The sequence below is a fragment of the Paenibacillus daejeonensis DSM 15491 genome (assembly GCF_000378385.1).
GTDB classification, from domain to species: Bacteria; Bacillota; Bacilli; order Paenibacillales; family Paenibacillaceae; genus Paenibacillus_D; species Paenibacillus_D daejeonensis.
The window spans coordinates 834650-852276 of the sequence record NZ_KB899659.1 but is presented as its reverse complement, the minus strand read 5'-3'; the positions used below and the strand labels follow the sequence as shown (position 1 = coordinate 852276).

Here is a 17627-nt window from a genome sequence, read left to right as displayed (position 1 = left end):
ATTTTTGTGAAACGATCCATCCGGTTTAAACTGGCATTACTCTCCGTTATACCGCTTCTGTTTTACATCGCAACAAGTGCCTTCCTGCTCCACCAACAACGTCAGCTATATGACGTGATGACGGAAGAAGTCAACAAAATCAGTACGGAAGTGCAGACGCTGGTACTTAATGCTGATCGTGATCTGTATCAGGCATATGTGGCATACCTCAGATTAGAGTCTGGCCAGTTGAATAATAACCAATTGCTATCGGCACGTGAGGAATGGGTAGCAAACAAACGCCAGGTGGATGAGCGGATGGGAGCAGCCATTGCAATTATCGAGTCCGAAGGGCTGAGTGACTTGCAGTACGGAGAATCCGGGCGAGCGCTCGGTTTACTATTGGAGCAATTCACAGATCAATATGCCAGATGGGCAGCCACGGTGGAACAAGAGTTGTCGGACGAGAGCTGGGCGATTAACGACCTGGCCCATAGCGGATTTGCACTGACTCGCGCCAACATTGATGAAATCGGAGATAATATTGATGCGCATGTAAGGCACAAAATGACGGAAATTCAGCAAAGCCTTACCTATACCGAATGGCTGCTGATCGCTGTTCTCGCTGGAATTGTCATCCTTGTTGGAATCATAGGGGTTCTCATGATTCGGCGCATCATGTCCACCGTCCGCACCGTCATGTCCAAAACCAGAACGGTCGCGGAAGGCGATCTGACGGCGCCTCCCGAAACGCACTATACCAAGGATGAGCTGGGAGAAACGGCTTTGTCGCTTGACCAGATGATAGCGGGAATCAAAGGGCTCGTTGTTGAGATTTCAACGCATGCCCAGGTAGTTGGCCAGTCGGCCAACCATTTATCTGACTCTTCGAAGGAATCTGCGGATGCCTCTACACAGGTGGCACGGGATATCCAAGCGGTAGCTGAGTCAACGGAAGTCCAGACCAGGGCAGCGGCTGAAACGGCCAGAGCGGTAGAGGAGATGGCCGTGGGCATTGAACGAATTGCAGGCAACACGGCTCACCTCGCCGAGCTCTCTAGCATGACCTCGCAGCAGGCAGATATCGGCAAGGAGGCGATGCAGCAACTTGTCACGCAAATGGATACGGTTCAGCAATCCATGCATTCGTTATCGCGGGTCATGGGCCTCCTGGCAGGACGTTCTCAAGAGATTGCGGGAATCGCCGACAATATCACATCTTTTGCCAAGCAGACGAATATCCTTTCCCTGAATGCATCCATTGAGGCCGCGAGGGCAGGGGAGGCAGGAAGAGGATTTCTGGTTGTTGCGCAAGAAATCCGCAAGCTCGCGGAAGGCTCGCTTGAATCTGCTGACCATATCCAGGAACTGGTGACAGGGACTAGCCAGGAAATCGACGAGGCTGCCGCCTATATGGATGTGACTGTGAAAGAGCTGGCTTCGGGTAGTGTATCGGTTCAGGAAAGCAGCGACAGCTTTCATCGGATTGCATCTGCGGTTACGGATATGACGAGCCAGCTGCAGGAAAATTCGGCTATTGCAGAACAAATGTCGGCTGGCTCGGAACAAATCAGTGCTTCCCTGAATGTAACAGCGTCTGCAGCAGAGTCGAATCTTGTCACTACAGAGAGCGTGGCTGCTGCTACGCAGGAGCAACTGGCTCTGATGGATGGCATCGCTTCTTCTGCCGCCAAGCTCCAAGATATTGTAGGAGAGCTAGACGGGGCCATTGCCCGTTTCAAGATATAGTTCTCTTTTTTTGTACAGTTCGTACAGTTTAATAAAGGGAATTGACAGACGATTGTCGAAAAAGTGAAACGCGCGTCCATTCCTAACGTATTAGGGAATACTGAAATGAAAAGAGATAAAGGAGGGAAGTCTAGTGTTAACAAAGGAAATCAGGCAATGGTTGTTGCGGGTTCCGCTTGTACTTCTTGCGCTGGGATTGCTTGCCGGCACGGCACTGCCGTTGCTGGCAGCGGCCGAAGAGCCTGCGGCTGAACGACCGGCAGCCAATGGTTCTGCCGTATATGTCATTCCGATTAAGCAGACCATTGAATCCGGTTTGTTATCTTTTCTGGAACGAGCGTTTCAAGAAGCTGAAGAAGCGGAAGCTGAACACATCATATTGGTATTGAATACGTATGGCGGCCGGGTCGACAGTGCTGATCAGATTGGGCAGCTGATTCGGGGGAGTACGATTCCTACAGTTGCTTTTGTGGAAAGTAACGCAATTTCTGCTGGAGCTTTTATTGCGCTGAATGCGGATCAAATCGTCATGCAGCCGAGCAGCTCCATCGGTGATGCAGCGGTTGTGGACGGAACCGGGGAACTGATTGATAATCCCAAGGTAACTTCACTTTGGAATAGCAAGATGAAGACTGCGGCAGAGTTCAATGGTCGGGATCCGAATATTGCCATGAAGATGGTTGATCCTAACATGACGCTGACCATCGAGGAACTCGATATGACCATCGGTCCCGGCAACATCCTGACCCTGACTTCCGAAGAGGCGCTTGCGGTTGGTTATGCTGAGCATATCGCTGGCTCAGTACAAGAGACGCTGGAATGGCTGGGACTGCAAGAGCGGACAGTCATTGAGGTGGACCTGACGTTCGCTGAGAGCCTTGCCACGTGGCTAACATCGCCGCTCATTCGTACTCTGTTGCTGATTGTCGGTATTGCAGGTGTGGCGATTGAACTGGTTGTACCCGGCTTCGGGGCACCGGGCATTATCGGTATCGCAGGTTTTGGATTGTATTTCTTTGCCCATTACATCGCCGGCTTTGCAGGATTGGAATCTGTCGTGCTGTTTGTCGTCGGTATTGCCTTACTGGTTATCGAGTTATTTATACCGAGCTTCGGCATATTAGGATTCCTGGGGATTGGGTCATTAGTAGCGGGGGTGATTACAGCAGCTTACGATTCTACAAATGCGTTTTACTCACTGCTCATCGCGTTTGGCGTTGCCACTGTATTGGTGATTATCTTCGCTGTAATTTTCAAAAAACGCGGCGTCTGGAACCGATTCATCCTAAGGGATTCCCTTACCAAAGAAGAAGGCTACATTCCGGCAACCAGCCGGGAGGACCTGCTTGATATGGAAGGCGTAACCTTAACGCCATTACGCCCATCGGGAACGGTTCAGATCGGTGATGAACGGATTGATGTTGTTACATCAGGCCAATTTATTGCTCATAATAAGCCGATTAAAGTTATCAAAGTTGAAGGTACTCGCGTCATCGTTAAAGAAATAGTGTAAGAACGAAGGGTGGCAAGCATTGCCATACCATCTAATTTGGAGGGGATATGTAGAAATGGATCCAATGATTACGTATCTAGTAATAGGTGTCGTCGCTTTTATCTTGCTCATCGTTTTCTTCAATTTCTTCCCGGTCATGCTCTGGATCGCGGCTCTGTCTTCGGGCGTGCGAATCGGCATTATTACGCTCGTCGCGATGCGACTCCGGCGTGTTGTACCTGGGCGTATCGTCAATCCGATGATTAAGGCTCATAAAGCCGGTCTGGGCATTAACATAAACCAGCTAGAGAGTCACTATCTTGCTGGCGGTAATGTTGACCGTGTCGTCAATGCATTAATCGCGGCACAACGCGCCAACATTCCGCTCGAATTCGCAAGAGCCGCTGCCATTGACCTCGCAGGCCGCGATGTGTTGAACGCGGTCCAGATGAGTGTTAATCCAAAAGTGATTGAGACACCAGTTGTTTCAGCCGTTGCCAAAGACGGTATCGAGGTTAAGGTCAAAGCGCGGGTTACGGTGCGTGCCAACATCGATCGACTTGTCGGTGGTGCTGGTGAAGAAACAATCATTGCCCGTGTTGGTGAAGGTATCGTTAGTACTAACGGCGGAGCTGCTTCCCACAAAGATGTTCTGGAGAATCCGGATCTTATTTCACAAACTGTCCTCTCCAAAGGTTTGGACTCTGGTACAGCATTTGAGATTCTGTCCATCGATATCGCTGATGTCAGCGTCGGCAAAAACATCGGGGCCTTCCTGCAAACTGAACAGGCAGAAGCCGACAAACAGATCGCACAGGCAAAGGCAGAAGAACGTCGTGCGATGGCAGTAGCCTTGGAGCAAGAGATGAAAGCAAGAGTCGTCGAGATGAGAGCACGGGTTGTGGAATCCGAATCCCAAGTCCCGCTTGCAATGTCCGATGCGCTGCGTGAAGGCAAGCTTGGTGTTATGGACTACATGAACATGAAGAACATTGAAGCGGATACGCAAATGCGCAGCTCCATTGGCAAACCGGCAGATGACGGCAAAAAGAACAACTAATGCCATTCACATCTGATGACCCTGTCACAGGGAGGTAAAGCATGAATATCATAGAATTCTTGTCCCAAAATTTGTTTTTTGTCATCATCATTATCGGCTTTCTGCTCTCTTTGCTTGGCAAGGGACAGAAACAACAGCAACAAGGTAAGGGTGCGAACAGGATGCCTGACTTTGGGAGTGGCAATCGCCAGGGGGAACGCCGGGTACCGCCTGAACGAAGAACGACTCAGACCGCGCAACAGTACGAGCAGCGGACACCAGAACCTGTGGAGCAGCACAACCCCGGCCCATCTTCCGATTCCCAGAATTCACAAGACGTGTCTCTGGCTGAGGAAGCTGCCAGACGTATGGAAGAGGAAATGCAGCAACGAAGGAACAAAGAGGAAGAAGGGCGACGCAGGGAACAGCAGCGTCGAGCTCGTGAGGAGCAAAGGCGTAGGCAGCTTGAAGAGCAACAGAGACAAGAAGAGAACGGTGATCGTGACCGTACGGCTGCAGCCGTATCTTCTGGCCCTGTTCGCCCGGGAGAGACACTGCCAGGCGCCAACGAACTGACGAGCGCAGTACTTTGGGCCGAAATTCTTGGTCCGCCGCGCGCCAAACGTCCGTTTCGCTAAAACGAGCAAGCTTTAAATCAAAGGATTTTAAACCAGTCGACTTGGTCGGCTGGTTTTTTTTGTGTTTTTCTTTTTCGGCAACAGACTTCTCATAAAACGACTGACGGGCGCATAGTTTGGTACAGTACGGGAGGAGGAGACACTGCCAATGCGCCACTTCAGCCGCAAAATTCGAAAACTAACTGCAGAGCTCCTGGATTTACCCCAGGATGTTGTTTTTGATCTGCCCCGTATGACGATGATTGGCGACCGCCAGCTGTATATCGAAAATCACCGTGGCGTCCTCCATTTTTCACAGGACCGGTTGCGCCTGGCGCTGAGCAAGGGAGAGCTAGAGGTGAGCGGTGCAGACCTCGTTATCCGAGGGATCTGGACGGAGGAAGTGTTTATAGAAGGACGTATTGAAGCTATTCAAATGTTTGCTTAGGAGGAGAGTCAGATGCGGGATTCATGGCTGCACACCTTGCAAGGCATAGTTACCATTAAGGTCCGCGGCGGTTCGCCGTCTGCACTGGTCAATGAAGCGGGAGCTGCCGGAGTCCGGCTCTGGTCGATCCGTTATACTGAGGATGGAGAAATGGAGTGCGAGCTGACAGTGAGCGATTTTTTTCGCTTGCGGCCGCACTTGAAACGGACGAGCTGCAGGGTGCATGTCACCAATCGCAGAGGGCTTCCTTTCTGGCTTCGCAAGCTGGAGCGTCGCAAGTTTTTTGCTGCAGGGCTCTTTGTGTTTTTGGCCGGTCTGTATTTGTTATCCTGCATGATTTGGAATGTCGAGGTTAAGGGGAATGTCGCCTTGACGGAGGAACAGGTGCTTCAGGCGGCAGAAGAAGAGGGGATCCGCATGTACCAGTGGTCTTTTCGTATGCTGGATGTGGACGTGCTGTCCCGGCGTCTTGCTCAACGACTGCCAGAAGCTGCTTGGGTTGGGGTAGACAAGCAGGGTACCAAGATTACCATCGAGGTGGTAGAGAACCGGAATGCCACTCCACCGTCCCTGTACACCCCGCGTCATCTGGTCGCAGCCGAGGATGCAGTGGTGACGCGAATTATAGCTGAAGCCGGCAGACCAGTTGTCAGAAAGGATGTTCGGGTCAAAAAGGGCGATATTCTCATCTCCGGCACAATCGGAGCAGAGCCTAACACACGCACCGTTGTGGCCAAGGGTGAGGTGCGAGGAATCGTATGGCATAACTATAATGTTGAGGTTCCGCTGGTGAACCGCAGTAAGGTGTATACCGGTGCAAGCGAGAGCAGATGGCGTCTCCTGCTGGGGAACCGCAGCCTGAAGATTAGCGGTTTTGGCAAGCCGGAATTCGAACAGTATGAGGTAGTGGAGCAGCGACAGCAGCTGAGTTGGAGAGGTCTTAAACTGCCGGTCGGCCGCATTAAGGAAACGGTCCGTGAATCGGCAGTGCTGCAGCGTGAGCTGACCCCGGAGGAAGCTAAAACAACCGGTCTGTTGCAAGCAAAAGCCGATTTATGGACAAAATTAGGGCCTAATATCGTCATTCGCGCCGAAAACCTTTTGCATGAAAAGACGGAGAATGGTAAAGTTTATATGAAAGTGCTTTTTGAAGTCGAACAATCGATAACAACCGAGATGCCCCTAGTCCAAATGCAAGGAGAATGAGGCTTTTTGACAGACAAAACCTTGATCGTAAAAATACCGCTGGGCAATGCTGCAGAAGGACAGGCGTTGTTCGGCCCGCAAGATAGATTCCTCAAGCTCATCGAGCAGCAGGTGGAGTCGAAAATTCTCTCCCGGGAAGCCGAGATTACGGTAACGGGTCCCCGTGAAGAGACAGAATCGCTGGAGCAGTTGTTCAACGTATTGCTGGAGCTGGTGAGAGGCGGCTACAACCCTACCGAGCGTGATATCTCCTATGCGCTGGAGCTCTCCCGTACAATGCAGGCAGATCAGCTTCTGGACCTGTTCAAAGGCGAGATTACGACGACATACCGGGGGAAACCTGTACGCGTCAAGACGATTGGTCAACGCTACTACGTTTCTACCATTCGCAAGAAAGATATCGTATTCGGTATTGGCCCTGCTGGTACCGGCAAGACGTATCTTGCTGTAGTTCTGGCGATCGCAGCTCTCAAGGAGGGCGCTGTGAAGCGAATTGTTCTGACACGGCCTGCAGTTGAGGCTGGCGAGAGTCTGGGCTTTCTGCCTGGCGATCTGCAAGAGAAGGTTGACCCGTATCTGCGCCCGCTTTATGATGCGCTGCATGATGTAATGGGGCCCGATCAGTCGGCCAAAGCGTTCGAAAGAGGCCTCATTGAAGTAGCGCCGCTTGCCTACATGCGCGGAAGAACCCTCGACGATTCGTTCATCATTCTGGATGAGGCACAGAACACGACGCCGGAGCAGATGAAGATGTTCCTGACACGTCTGGGCTTTGGCTCCAAGATGGTCATCACCGGTGATGTGACTCAGATCGATTTGCCGCGGGGCAAGAACTCGGGACTGATCGAAGCGGTGAAGATCCTGCAAGGGATTAACGAAATCGGATTCATACAATTTTCCGAATCGGACGTCGTCCGTCATTCGCTGGTTCAACAGATCATTATGGCCTACAATGAGAATGCTGAAAACCAAAGATAGAGAGGAATGCAAGCCGTATGAACCGAAACCAGGCAACAAACCGGACGGGCTCATCATCCTCCAAGCTGGCGGGCTGGCGGCACAGCAGGGGAGTTCGCTGGCTGCTGCTGCTTCTGTTCGTGCTGCTTTTCTATTTTAGTCTGTCGCCACACCTGGTGCCCAAGACGTACAACATTCAGTTGAATGATGTCAGTGACCGCAATATCGCGGCTTCCCGTCAGATGGATGACGAGAAGGCGACGATTAAGGCACAGGAGGAAGCGGCGGAACGTGTACCGACGGAGTACACCATAGTAGCGCTGGGGGCCCAGAATCTGGTGGATGAAATTTTCCAGCGGATGGATCAGCTCAATAGCGACGATCAGGTGACGCTGCAGAACAAGATTGACATCTACCGGACGGAGATCCCCGGCAAATACGGACAATATGTTGATCGCTTCGTTCGCTCCAACAGCAATACAGAGCTGTATAACCAGACTCTGCTGGAGGAGATGCTGGTTATCGTCAAGGATCAGGAATATACCATTCCTGAGGAAACCTTCTACAAGCTGCCTCAACTGAGCAGCGAACGGATTCGCGCCATGCAGGACGTCACGCGTGACATCGTACGCGAGCTGATGACGGAACAGCTGCGCGAAGCGGAGACCGCCAGAACCAAGGTGGCCGAGCTGGTCAACGCCAGTTCGCTCACGAACCGGACCGAGCGGGAAATTGTCCAGGAATTGGCCCGGTTCGCCCTCATGCCGAACAAGTTTGCAGATAAGGAAGCGACGGACGAGGCAAGACGACTGGCCAAGGAGAATACAGCTAAGGTCGTCATTCAGGAGGGGGATGTCGTTGTCCGTGAGGGAGAGCGTATCACCCAAGAGCTGTATGACCGGCTACAGATGCTCGGCTTGCTGCAGAGCAAGAAGACGTACTGGCCGCAGCTTGGGCTGCTGCTCTTGTGCGCGTTATTCCTGGTCATCATCTTTCAGTTTGTGGAGCGGTCAGCGACCATTTCGGCCCACGGGGAAAAGACAACGTATAACAACGCGCAGCTACTTATGCTATGGCTGATTTTTTTCCTGAATCTAGCGATTATGCAGGTAGTGGCCATGACTCAGACGCAGAATGCCTCCTTTGTCGGGTATATCGCCCCTGTGGCGATGGGCGCCATGCTGATCATGCTGCTGCTGGATACGCATCTTGCTATTATAAGTTCCATTCTGTTTGCTGCCATCGGCAGTATTCTATTCAATGTAAGACAGGACCAAATCTTTGATTATCATTATGGATTTGTGTTCACGGTAGTAGCTTTTGCCGCGATTTTCTCGATTCACAGGGCCAGTCAGCGTTCAACGATTCTCAAGGCGGGAATCATGGTCAGCTTGTTCGGATCACTTGCCGTGTTATCGTTGTTGCTAATCGGCGATTTGCCATCACGGACAGAACTGCTGTATTCGATCGGTTTTGCATTTGCGAGCGGATTGTTGACTGCGGTGCTCGTCATCGGACTGATGCCTTTCTTCGAGGTCACCTTCGGGATTCTCTCGGCGCTCAAGCTCGTCGAGCTGTCCAACCCGAATCATCCGCTGCTGCGCAAGCTGCTGACCGAGACGCCGGGGACTTATCATCACAGCGTAATGGTCGGCAATCTGTCGGAGGCAGCGGCCGAATCGATTGGTGCAAATGGACTGCTGTGCCGGGTCGGTTCGTTCTATCACGATATCGGCAAGACGAAGCGGCCAAGCTATTTTATCGAGAACCAGACCAATATTGAGAATCCGCATGACTCTATGGATCCGAAGCTCAGCAAAGAAATTATTGTGGCTCACGCGCGCGATGGTGTGGAGATGCAGAAGAGCCACAATATTCCGAAGCCGCTGCGCGATATTGCGGAGCAGCACCATGGGACGACGTTCCTGAAATACTTTTACCACAAGGCGACTAAGATCGCCGAAGCGGAAGGGGTCGAGCCGGACTTCACCGAGGATGATTTCCGGTATCCGGGTCCGAAGGCGCAATCCAAGGAAGCGGCTATCGTCGGCATTGCTGACTGTGTGGAGGCCGCCGTACGAAGCTTGCGCAACCCGACTATGGAGCAGGTAGAGTCCATGATTGCCAAGATTATTAAAGGCCGCATGGATGATAACCAGTTCAATGAATGTGATCTTACGCTCAAAGAGCTGGACATGATTGCACAATCCTTGAAAGAAACAGTCATCGGGATTTTCCATTCTCGAATTGAATATCCGGACGACACCAAATCAAAGGAGCGAACCGAATGAGTATGCAGCTGGACTGGAGCAATGAGCAGGAGAAGGTGGATATTCCTGAAGCATGGATTGCCCGCCTGGAGCAACTGCTGCAGCTGGCCGCTGAAGCGGAAGGACTGAGCTCCGGCGAGGTGGCGCTAACCTTTGTTGACAATGAAGAGATTCATCGACTGAACCGTGACTATCGCGGCATCGACCGGCCGACGGATGTGCTGTCCTTTGCTATGCAGGATGAAGGCGAAGAGGAGACGGACATCCACTTTGATGAAGAATCGGAGGGCGCTGCGTCGCTCGTTACAGACATGCTGGGCGATATTATTATCTCCGCCGAGCGGGCACGAGAGCAAAGCGAGGAATATGGTCATTCCCTTGAACGAGAGATCGGCTTTCTGTTCGTCCATGGTTTTCTCCATTTGCTCGGCTATGACCATCAGGACGACAACAGCGAGCAAGTCATGACGGTCAAGCAGGAAGCTGTACTCGCAGCAGCAGGTCTGAGCCGGTAATGCGACGGTTCGTCCAAAGTATGAGACAAGCAGGCCACGGAATTGCTTATGCCCTTCGGAACGAGCGGCATATGCGGTTCCATGTGGGGGCAGCGGCGGCAGTGATGCTGTTGGCTGCCCTCCTTCAATTGCGGGCAGGCGATTGGGCGCTGTTGATTGGTGCTTGTGTGCTCGTGTTGTCAGCGGAACTGCTCAATACCGCCATTGAAAAAGCGGTGGACCTGGCCATGCCAGAGCAGCATCCGCTTGCCCGGGTTGCCAAAGACGCGGCTGCTGGAGCTGTCCTGATAGCCGCGATCGGTGCGGCGCTGATTGGCCTGCTGGTGCTCGGACCGCCGCTATTGTCCTGGTTACGTACAGGCGGGCTATGAAGGTAAAATAAAGCGAAGAAGAGAGGAGGGGGAAGCGATGAACAGGGAACCGATGAATGAGGCAGCTGTGCACGCTTTGCAGGCAGCAGCCATTGAGGCAAGATTGCGAGCCTATGCCCCCTATTCCAAATTCCAGGTAGGTGCCGCGCTGTTGGATGAAGAGGGACGGATGCATGCAGGCTGCAATGTGGAGAATGCAGCCTATGGGCCGACTAATTGCGCCGAACGGACTGCGCTGTTCCGAGCCATTGCAGACGGTATACGGCCCCATGGGTTTCAGGGGATTGCCGTTGTAGGCGATACACCTGGCCCGATTACGCCCTGTGGCGTATGTCGACAGGTGCTCGCGGAGCTATGCTCGCCGGACATGCCCGTATGGATGGGGAACCTGCAGGGTGACTGGCAGCGCATGACGGTAGCTGAGTTGCTCCCGGGAGCATTTGCATTAGATACGAACGATAAGAGAGGAGTGTAGCGAACGATGGCTACGCAACAGGATTCTACGAAACAAGCGTTCCGCTCCGGCTTTGTGGCCATAATCGGCCGCCCCAATGTGGGCAAGTCTACCCTGATCAATCAGATTATTGGCCAGAAGATTGCGATTATGTCCGACAAACCGCAAACCACGCGCAACAAAATTCATGGCGTCTACACGACGGATCAAGCCCAAATTGTATTTTTGGATACGCCAGGCATTCATAAGCCGACCTCCAAGCTGGGCAACTACATGATTAAGGCAGCGGACACCGCACTGAGTGAAGTCGATGCGGCACTTTTTCTGGTTGATGTATTCGAAGGACTAGGCGGGGGCGACCGGTTTATTATAGAAAAACTGAAGAAAACCAATACGCCGGTTGTGCTTGTCCTTAACAAGATCGACAAGGTGCATCCGGAAAAGCTGCTTGAGATCATTACCCAATACAAGGATTTGCATGAGTTTGCCCAAATTATCCCGGTCTCTGCGCTGCTGGGAAGTAATGTGGACACGCTGCTGGAGCAGCTGCTTCCGTATATGCCGGAAGGTCCTCAGTACTATCCTGCCGACCAGGTGACGGACCACCCGGAACAATTCGTGTGCGCCGAGCTCATCCGCGAGAAGATTCTGCAAATGACTCGCGAGGAAATTCCGCATTCGATCGCTGTAGAGATTGAGGATATGCGGGTACAGGACAATGGCGTGGTCTATATCGGTGCCGTCATCTATGTCGAGCGCGACTCCCAAAAAGGGATCGTCATTGGCAAAAGCGGCGCCCTCCTCAAGGAAGTGGGCAAGCAGGCGCGTACGGATATCGAGACCCTGCTGGGCTCGCGTATTTTCCTCGAGCTCTGGGTCAAGGTCAAAAAAGACTGGCGCAACCAAGACCGCATGCTCAAAGAATTCGGTTACCGCCACGAATAATTGTCTTCAATACCGGTGTTCAGCACCGAGAAGGTTGGAGGCAGGAGGAAATGAGGAGCGGAGCGTAGTGGAGGCTACGTGAGCACCGGAAGTTCCGACTGCATTCAAGATTCGATGTCGAATCTGCTTCTTGAGTTGCTTCGTGATCAACACCGGAAGGATTCACCAGGATAGAGGTTATCAGAACATCACATCCTACTGAAGTAGCTATTTATAGCGGAGAGGATGAGGTTGAGACATGCGTAATTTCTCCTGGACCTATTTCACGAAGACTGGCGATGTGGATGCTTTTATGCTGTACAAGGAAGTAGATGCACTTGCTCCAGACACGGAGGCGGGAACGGCAGCGGACGGGGCTGCCTTGCAGGAAGCGGTGGAAGAGGCCGATACGCTGGACTAGACCTATCTCATCCGCGCTTGCGCACTCCCGAATGACGGAAGCAGGTTTATAGACGGGAGAGTACGCCAGATGTTGTACCGTACGGAAGGAATCGTCATCCGCAACATGCCATATGGCGAAGGCAATGCCATCATTACAATCCTGACCAATACGCACGGCAAAGCCGGCATCATGGTGAGGGGAGCCAAAAAACTAAAGAGCCGCCATGGGTCGCTGGCACAGCCATTCACCCATGGCGAGTTCGTGTTTTTTAAGAAAAGCGGATTGGGCACGCTGAATCACGGCGAAATCATAGAGTCGCATTACAAGCTGCGGGAGCGATTGGAGCTGTCAGCCTACGCAGCTTATGCCGCCGAGCTGTGCGACCGGGCTCTTCAGGACGAAGAAGCGGGGGCTTTTATTTTTGAACAGCTGCGCGCATGCTTTGCTGCATTGCAAGAGGGCAAGGATCCCCAGATTACGCTCCATCTCTTCGAGATGAAGATCATTCAGCTAGCCGGTTATGCGCCAGAGATGGATCGCTGCATTCATTGCGGCAATGAAGACGGGCCTTTCAGCTTCAGCTACCGCCTGGGTGGGATTCTCTGCCGCAGATGCAGAGGCATCGATCCGGGCGTGCTGCAGACCGGTGACGGAGCCTTGAAGCTGCTGCGATTGTTCAAACAGCTAGACCTGCGTCGGCTTGGCAGCATTCAAGTGAGCTCAACGACCAAATCCGAGCTTCGAGCCTGTATTCGGGGCATGCTAGACACCCATTTGCCGTTGACACTTAAATCACGGGATTTCCTGGATCAGATGGAGCCATTATTTCAGACGGATGAAAAAGGCGCACCCGATGAACAGACCCGTTGACTTGTAGGAAGGTACCTGCTATGATAGATTATTATGAAATGGGAACAATCCTATGGATCGTTCTCTGATCGGATGATGATGGAGAGAGTAACTGATCCTGACCTCATGCAGCGAGCCGGGGATAGTGCAAGCCCGGTGGGGGACGATCAGTGAAGGGCACTCCGGAGTGCGAGCAACACACGAGAGCGGGTTCGCTTGCGATAGCGGACCAAGTAGGGTGGAACCGCGGGGAGGATATTCCCGTCCCTATGTCTATGGCAGACGTAGAGACGGGATTTTTTGCTGTCTTCGGGATCAAATGTATTGACCCAGCGAGGACAGAGCGATTTCGCCGGTTGTCTGTAATTACTATGAGTCGGGAGTGAGCAAGGATGAATGTACAAGGCATGATCCTCACGCTGCAGCAATTTTGGGCGGGACAGAATTGTCTCCTCATGCAGCCTTATGATGTAGAGAAAGGTGCCGGCACGATGAACCCCATGACGTTTCTTCGTTCGATCGGACCGGAGCCTTGGAATGTAGCTTACGTGGAACCTTCGAGACGGCCGGCAGATGGTCGGTATGGCGAGAATCCGAACCGTCTGTATCAGCATCATCAGTTCCAAGTCATTCTAAAACCGTCACCTGATGATATTCAGGAGCTATATCTCGAAAGTCTGCGCCAGTTGGGCATTGACCCGCTTCATCATGATATCCGGTTTGTCGAGGATAACTGGGAATCGCCGACGCTGGGTGCATGGGGATTAGGCTGGGAAGTATGGCTGGATGGCATGGAAATTACGCAATTTACTTATTTTCAACAGGTAGGCGGCATCGACGCAGTGCCTGTTGCTGTCGAAATTACTTATGGAATGGAACGTCTTGCTTCGTACATTCAAGACAAAGAAAATGTGTTCGATCTGGAGTGGGTGAACGGCGTCACATACGGAGATGTCTTCAAGCAGCCGGAATACGAGCATTCCAAATATACGTTTGAGCTGGCAGATGCAGCGATGTTGTTCTCTCTTTTCGCCAAATACGAAGAGGAAGCCAAGCGGGCCATGGCGGAGAATCTTGTTTTCCCTGCTTATGATTATGTGCTGAAGTGCTCCCACACCTTCAATCTGCTCGATGCGCGCGGCGCAATCAGTGTCACGGAGCGGACCGGCTATATTACCCGTGTGCGTAATCTGGCGCGTCAATGCGCAGCTACGTATCTGGAGGAACGCGAGAAGCTGGGCTTCCCGCTGCTGAAGAAGGAGGCGACGGCTCATGAGTAGACATCTGCTGTTGGAGATCGGAATGGAAGAGGTGCCTGCGCGTTTTGTACGCGGGGCGATGAATCAGCTGCAAGAGCGTGTCGTGAAGTGGCTCACAGAAGCTCGTATTGGTCATGAAGCGGTTCAAGCCTTTGCGACACCGCGTCGTATTGCTTTGCTGATTGAAGGAGTAGCCGAGAAACAATCGGACATCCATGAAGAAGTAAAAGGTCCATCTCGCAAAATCGCCCTGGATGGCGAAGGCAACTGGAGCAAGGCAGCGCTTGGCTTCGCCAGAAGTCAGGGGGTAGAGCCGGACCAATTGTTTATGAAAGAGCTGCAAGGTGTAGAGTATGTCTATGCAAACAAGAGCAGCCTGGGCACCAATACGTCTGACGTGTTGTCCGAAGGATTGCGACAGCAAATCGTATCCATGACCTTTCCCAAGAATATGCGTTGGGGCACACAGGAGCTAAGGTTTGTGCGACCGATTCGCTGGCTGACTGCATTATTCGGCACAGAAGTGATTCCTCTGGAGATCGCTGGTGTACAGAGCGGCAATCGCTCCAAGGGCCATCGTTTCCTGGGCAGCGAGACGACGATCGACAAACCTGAGAATTATGTCGAACGCTTGCGGGAGCAGCACGTTATCGTCAATGTGCAGGAGCGCGAAGAGATGATTCTGAAGCAAATCGAAGCGCTTAGCAAGGAGCGCGGTTGGCATATTGCCGTCAAAGAGGATTTGCTGGAGGAAATCGTATTCCTGGTCGAGTATCCAACGGCTCTCTATGGTAGTTTTGATCCATCATTCCTGGAGATTCCAAAAGAGGTGCTCATTACCTCGATGCGCGAGCATCAGCGCTATTTCCCGGTGCTCAATGAACAAGGGGAGCTGCTGCCGCATTTTGTGACGGTTCGCAATGGCGATTCCACTTCCATCGAGCAAGTGGCCAGAGGTAATGAGAAGGTGCTGCGTGCCCGGTTGTCGGATGCTAAATTCTTCTATGCAGAGGATCAAAAGCTGACGATCGAAGCCGCACTTGCCAAGCTGGAAAGCATTGTGTATCACGAGGAGCTGGGGACAACTGCCGAGAAGGTTGGCCGGATTCGCGAGGTAGCCAGCAGGCTGCATCAGCGTCTGGGGCTTAGCGGAGAGACAGCAGCGGCCGTTGACCGTGCTGCACAAATTGCCAAGTTTGACCTGGTGACGCAAATGGTCTATGAGTTTCCAGAGCTGCAGGGCATCATGGGTGAAGACTATGCGCGGAAAGCAGGCGAGAGTGAAGCCGTCGCACGCGCCGTGTTCGAGCATTATCAACCCCGATTCGCAGGCGAGCAAGCACCAGCCAGTGTTCCAGGCGCCATTATCAGTCTGGCTGACAAGATGGACACCATCGTTGGCTGTTTCTCGATCGGCATTATTCCGACAGGTTCGCAAGATCCCTATGCACTGCGCAGACAGGCGGCTGGTATCGTACAGATTATGATTACGCATGGCTTCGAGCTCCGACTAAGTGAATTGTTTGATATCTCGCTTGACGTTCATGAAGCGCGCGGCTTGAAGCGGGAGCGGGAAGAGGTGCGCGGCGAACTACTGGAATTCTTTGCGCTGCGCGTAAAGAATCTCCTCGGTGAGCACGGGATTCGCTACGATATTATCGATGCGGTCATGGCTTCCGGCTTCGACAATTTGCGCATGACGGTTGAACGTGCATCGGCCCTATTCGCCGCGGCTAGTGGTGAGGAGAAGGAAAGTTTCAAGCTCGCCGTCGACGCGCTTAACCGGGTGAACAACCTGGCTGCCAAGGCCGAACAGACCGGTTCGGATTCTGGGCTGTTCGCGGAGGACGTAGAGCGTGAGCTTCATGAGCATTGGAACCTTGCGCGTCCGCAGGTTGCTGAGGCGTTGGCCGCAGGTGATGCGGCAGAGGCGATTGGTCGATTGGCCTCGCTGCGCGAGCCCATCACGGCTTATTTCGACAAAGTCATGGTTATGGCTGAAGATCCGGCAGTTCGCGCGAATCGTCTGGGCCAGCTCGCTGATATCGCATCCGGTATTCGTCCGATTGCAGATTTCAGTAAGATTGTCTGGTAGTCCAAAATAAATCGTCCCTTCCATTATTGAACCAGGAGGTGCTCACCGTGACTGTGGACCCGTTGACTCTTTTCAACAAAAATCCCGATGTGATCATCTACGTCGTTTCCGACTCGGCCGGTGATACCGGGGAGCTGGTAGTGAGAGCCGCAATCGCTCAGTTCCATCCGGTCCACTCGGAGATTCGCCGGGCTTCATTTATCCAGGATGAATCGGCAATCGAGCGTATGGTGAAGCTGGCCAAGCAGAACCAGGCGATCGTTCTGTACACGCTGGTTATCCCGCATTTGCGCGAGTATATCGCCCGCCTGTGCGAGGAGTATGGAATCATGGCCATTGATTTGCTCGGCACCCTGATTACCAGCATGGAGCAGCGAATTGGCCGCAGCTCCCGCAATGAGCCCGGACTGAATCATGTGCTGGACGAAGACTACTTCCGCAAGGTTGAAGCTGTGGAATTCGCCGTCAAGTACGATGATGCCAAGGATACAAGCGGTGTCCTCAAGGCAGATATTGTACTGATCGGCGTATCCCGCACGTCCAAAACGCCGTTATCCATGTATCTGGCTCACAAAAAATTTAAGGTAGCCAATGTCCCGCTGGTCCCTGAGATCAAGCCGCCGGATGAGCTGTTTGGACTCCCTGTTGACAAGGTGGTGGGGCTCACAATCGGTCCCCATTATTTGAATGTCATCCGCAAGGAAAGACTAAAGGCACTGGGCCTGCCCAATAGTGCCTCCTATGCAACAACGGAGCGAATTGAGCGGGAGCTTAAATACGCAGAAGATATCATGAAGCAAATTGGCTGCAAGGTGATTGATGTGTCGCATCGCGCAGTCGAAGAAACCGCCAGTTTGATCCTGGAACATATACGAAATTGATGCGATTCGTTTTTTTTCGACGAAAAAAAATGCGAAATCCGTATTTCGCGTAGGAATCAGGCAGGATTTTAAGTTCTGGCATCGTATATTATAATACGGAAGTTTACGAGGATTGCGGT

General features: G+C 52.5%; 17 protein-coding genes. All 17 read left to right on the top strand.

Features of this window, described 5'->3' with window-relative positions; translation table 11 throughout:
* Positions 1-6: 6 nt before the first annotated feature.
* The 17 genes from F556_RS33190 to F556_RS0104055 all read left to right on the top strand — a co-directional run bounded on the left by F556_RS33190 (position 7) and on the right by F556_RS0104055 (position 17508).
* Positions 7-1728, top strand: a complete 1722-nt coding sequence (locus F556_RS33190; protein WP_020615639.1) for a methyl-accepting chemotaxis protein — start codon at positions 7-9, stop codon at positions 1726-1728.
* Between the two features lie 133 nt (positions 1729-1861).
* Positions 1862-3241, top strand: coding sequence for an NfeD family protein (locus tag F556_RS0104140; RefSeq protein WP_020615638.1), 1380 nt, complete (start codon positions 1862-1864; stop codon positions 3239-3241).
* Between the two features lie 55 nt (positions 3242-3296).
* The gene (gene floA, locus F556_RS0104135; protein ID WP_020615637.1) at positions 3297-4280 is read left to right on the top strand and encodes a flotillin-like protein FloA; all 984 of its coding nucleotides are present in this window, start codon (positions 3297-3299) and stop codon (positions 4278-4280) included.
* Between the two features lie 41 nt (positions 4281-4321).
* Positions 4322-4897: a hypothetical protein gene (locus F556_RS0104130; protein ID WP_020615636.1), complete on the top strand. Its 576-nt coding sequence runs from the start codon at positions 4322-4324 to the stop codon at positions 4895-4897.
* A gap of 148 nt (positions 4898-5045) precedes the next feature.
* Positions 5046-5324, top strand: coding sequence for a sporulation protein YqfC (gene yqfC / locus F556_RS0104125; protein WP_020615635.1), 279 nt, complete (start codon positions 5046-5048; stop codon positions 5322-5324).
* 12 nt (positions 5325-5336) lie between these two features.
* Complete coding sequence (yqfD, locus tag F556_RS0104120; protein WP_020615634.1) at positions 5337-6530, top strand: sporulation protein YqfD; 1194 nt, start codon at positions 5337-5339, stop codon at positions 6528-6530.
* A gap of 6 nt (positions 6531-6536) precedes the next feature.
* A complete protein-coding gene (locus F556_RS0104115) occupies positions 6537-7508 on the top strand; it encodes a PhoH family protein (protein WP_020615633.1) in 972 nt (323 codons plus the stop codon).
* A gap of 17 nt (positions 7509-7525) precedes the next feature.
* Positions 7526-9778 carry an HD family phosphohydrolase gene (locus F556_RS0104110; protein ID WP_020615632.1) on the top strand — a complete coding sequence of 751 codons (2253 nt, stop codon included), beginning with the start codon at positions 7526-7528 and terminating at the stop codon, positions 9776-9778.
* On the top strand, positions 9775-10272 hold the full coding sequence (gene ybeY / locus F556_RS0104105) for an rRNA maturation RNase YbeY (RefSeq protein ID WP_020615631.1): 498 nt from the start codon (positions 9775-9777) through the stop codon (positions 10270-10272). The genes F556_RS0104110 and ybeY overlap by 4 nt, the downstream gene beginning before the upstream one ends.
* Positions 10273-10292: 20 nt before the next feature.
* Complete coding sequence (locus tag F556_RS0104100; RefSeq protein ID WP_245583010.1) at positions 10293-10643, top strand: diacylglycerol kinase family protein; 351 nt, start codon at positions 10293-10295, stop codon at positions 10641-10643.
* 37 nt (positions 10644-10680) lie between these two features.
* Positions 10681-11118 carry a cytidine deaminase gene (cdd, locus tag F556_RS0104095; RefSeq protein WP_020615629.1) on the top strand — a complete coding sequence of 146 codons (438 nt, stop codon included), beginning with the start codon at positions 10681-10683 and terminating at the stop codon, positions 11116-11118.
* A gap of 6 nt (positions 11119-11124) precedes the next feature.
* Complete coding sequence (gene era / locus F556_RS0104090; protein ID WP_020615628.1) at positions 11125-12042, top strand: GTPase Era; 918 nt, start codon at positions 11125-11127, stop codon at positions 12040-12042.
* Positions 12043-12280: 238 nt separating this feature from the next.
* The gene (locus tag F556_RS36995) at positions 12281-12442 is read left to right on the top strand and encodes a YqzL family protein (RefSeq protein ID WP_020615627.1); all 162 of its coding nucleotides are present in this window, start codon (positions 12281-12283) and stop codon (positions 12440-12442) included.
* A gap of 69 nt (positions 12443-12511) precedes the next feature.
* Complete coding sequence (recO, locus tag F556_RS0104080; protein WP_020615626.1) at positions 12512-13294, top strand: DNA repair protein RecO; 783 nt, start codon at positions 12512-12514, stop codon at positions 13292-13294.
* A gap of 371 nt (positions 13295-13665) precedes the next feature.
* The gene (glyQ, locus tag F556_RS0104065) at positions 13666-14553 is read left to right on the top strand and encodes a glycine--tRNA ligase subunit alpha (RefSeq protein WP_020615623.1); all 888 of its coding nucleotides are present in this window, start codon (positions 13666-13668) and stop codon (positions 14551-14553) included.
* The gene (gene glyS / locus F556_RS0104060) at positions 14546-16627 is read left to right on the top strand and encodes a glycine--tRNA ligase subunit beta (RefSeq protein WP_020615622.1); all 2082 of its coding nucleotides are present in this window, start codon (positions 14546-14548) and stop codon (positions 16625-16627) included. The genes glyQ and glyS overlap by 8 nt, the downstream gene beginning before the upstream one ends.
* A gap of 47 nt (positions 16628-16674) precedes the next feature.
* The gene (locus F556_RS0104055) at positions 16675-17508 is read left to right on the top strand and encodes a pyruvate, water dikinase regulatory protein (RefSeq protein WP_020615621.1); all 834 of its coding nucleotides are present in this window, start codon (positions 16675-16677) and stop codon (positions 17506-17508) included.
* The last annotated feature ends 119 nt before the right edge of the window (positions 17509-17627 follow it).

Excerpts from the sequence above, each read along its gene's own strand:
- floA (WP_020615637.1), top strand. The coding sequence starts at position 3,297 with ATGGATCCAATGATTACGTATCTAGTAATAGGTGTCGTCGCTTTTATC.
- F556_RS0104130 (WP_020615636.1), top strand. The coding sequence starts at position 4,322 with ATGAATATCATAGAATTCTTGTCCCAAAATTTGTTTTTTGTCATCATC.
- yqfC (WP_020615635.1), top strand. The coding sequence starts at position 5,046 with ATGCGCCACTTCAGCCGCAAAATTCGAAAACTAACTGCAGAGCTCCTG.
- yqfD (WP_020615634.1), top strand. The coding sequence starts at position 5,337 with ATGCGGGATTCATGGCTGCACACCTTGCAAGGCATAGTTACCATTAAG.
- F556_RS0104110 (WP_020615632.1), top strand. The coding sequence starts at position 7,526 with ATGAACCGAAACCAGGCAACAAACCGGACGGGCTCATCATCCTCCAAG.
- ybeY (WP_020615631.1), top strand. The coding sequence starts at position 9,775 with ATGAGTATGCAGCTGGACTGGAGCAATGAGCAGGAGAAGGTGGATATT.
- F556_RS0104100 (WP_245583010.1), top strand. The coding sequence starts at position 10,293 with ATGAGACAAGCAGGCCACGGAATTGCTTATGCCCTTCGGAACGAGCGG.
- cdd (WP_020615629.1), top strand. The coding sequence starts at position 10,681 with ATGAACAGGGAACCGATGAATGAGGCAGCTGTGCACGCTTTGCAGGCA.
- era (WP_020615628.1), top strand. The coding sequence starts at position 11,125 with ATGGCTACGCAACAGGATTCTACGAAACAAGCGTTCCGCTCCGGCTTT.
- F556_RS36995 (WP_020615627.1), top strand. The coding sequence starts at position 12,281 with ATGCGTAATTTCTCCTGGACCTATTTCACGAAGACTGGCGATGTGGAT.
- recO (WP_020615626.1), top strand. The coding sequence starts at position 12,512 with ATGTTGTACCGTACGGAAGGAATCGTCATCCGCAACATGCCATATGGC.
- glyQ (WP_020615623.1), top strand. The coding sequence starts at position 13,666 with ATGAATGTACAAGGCATGATCCTCACGCTGCAGCAATTTTGGGCGGGA.
- glyS (WP_020615622.1), top strand. The coding sequence starts at position 14,546 with ATGAGTAGACATCTGCTGTTGGAGATCGGAATGGAAGAGGTGCCTGCG.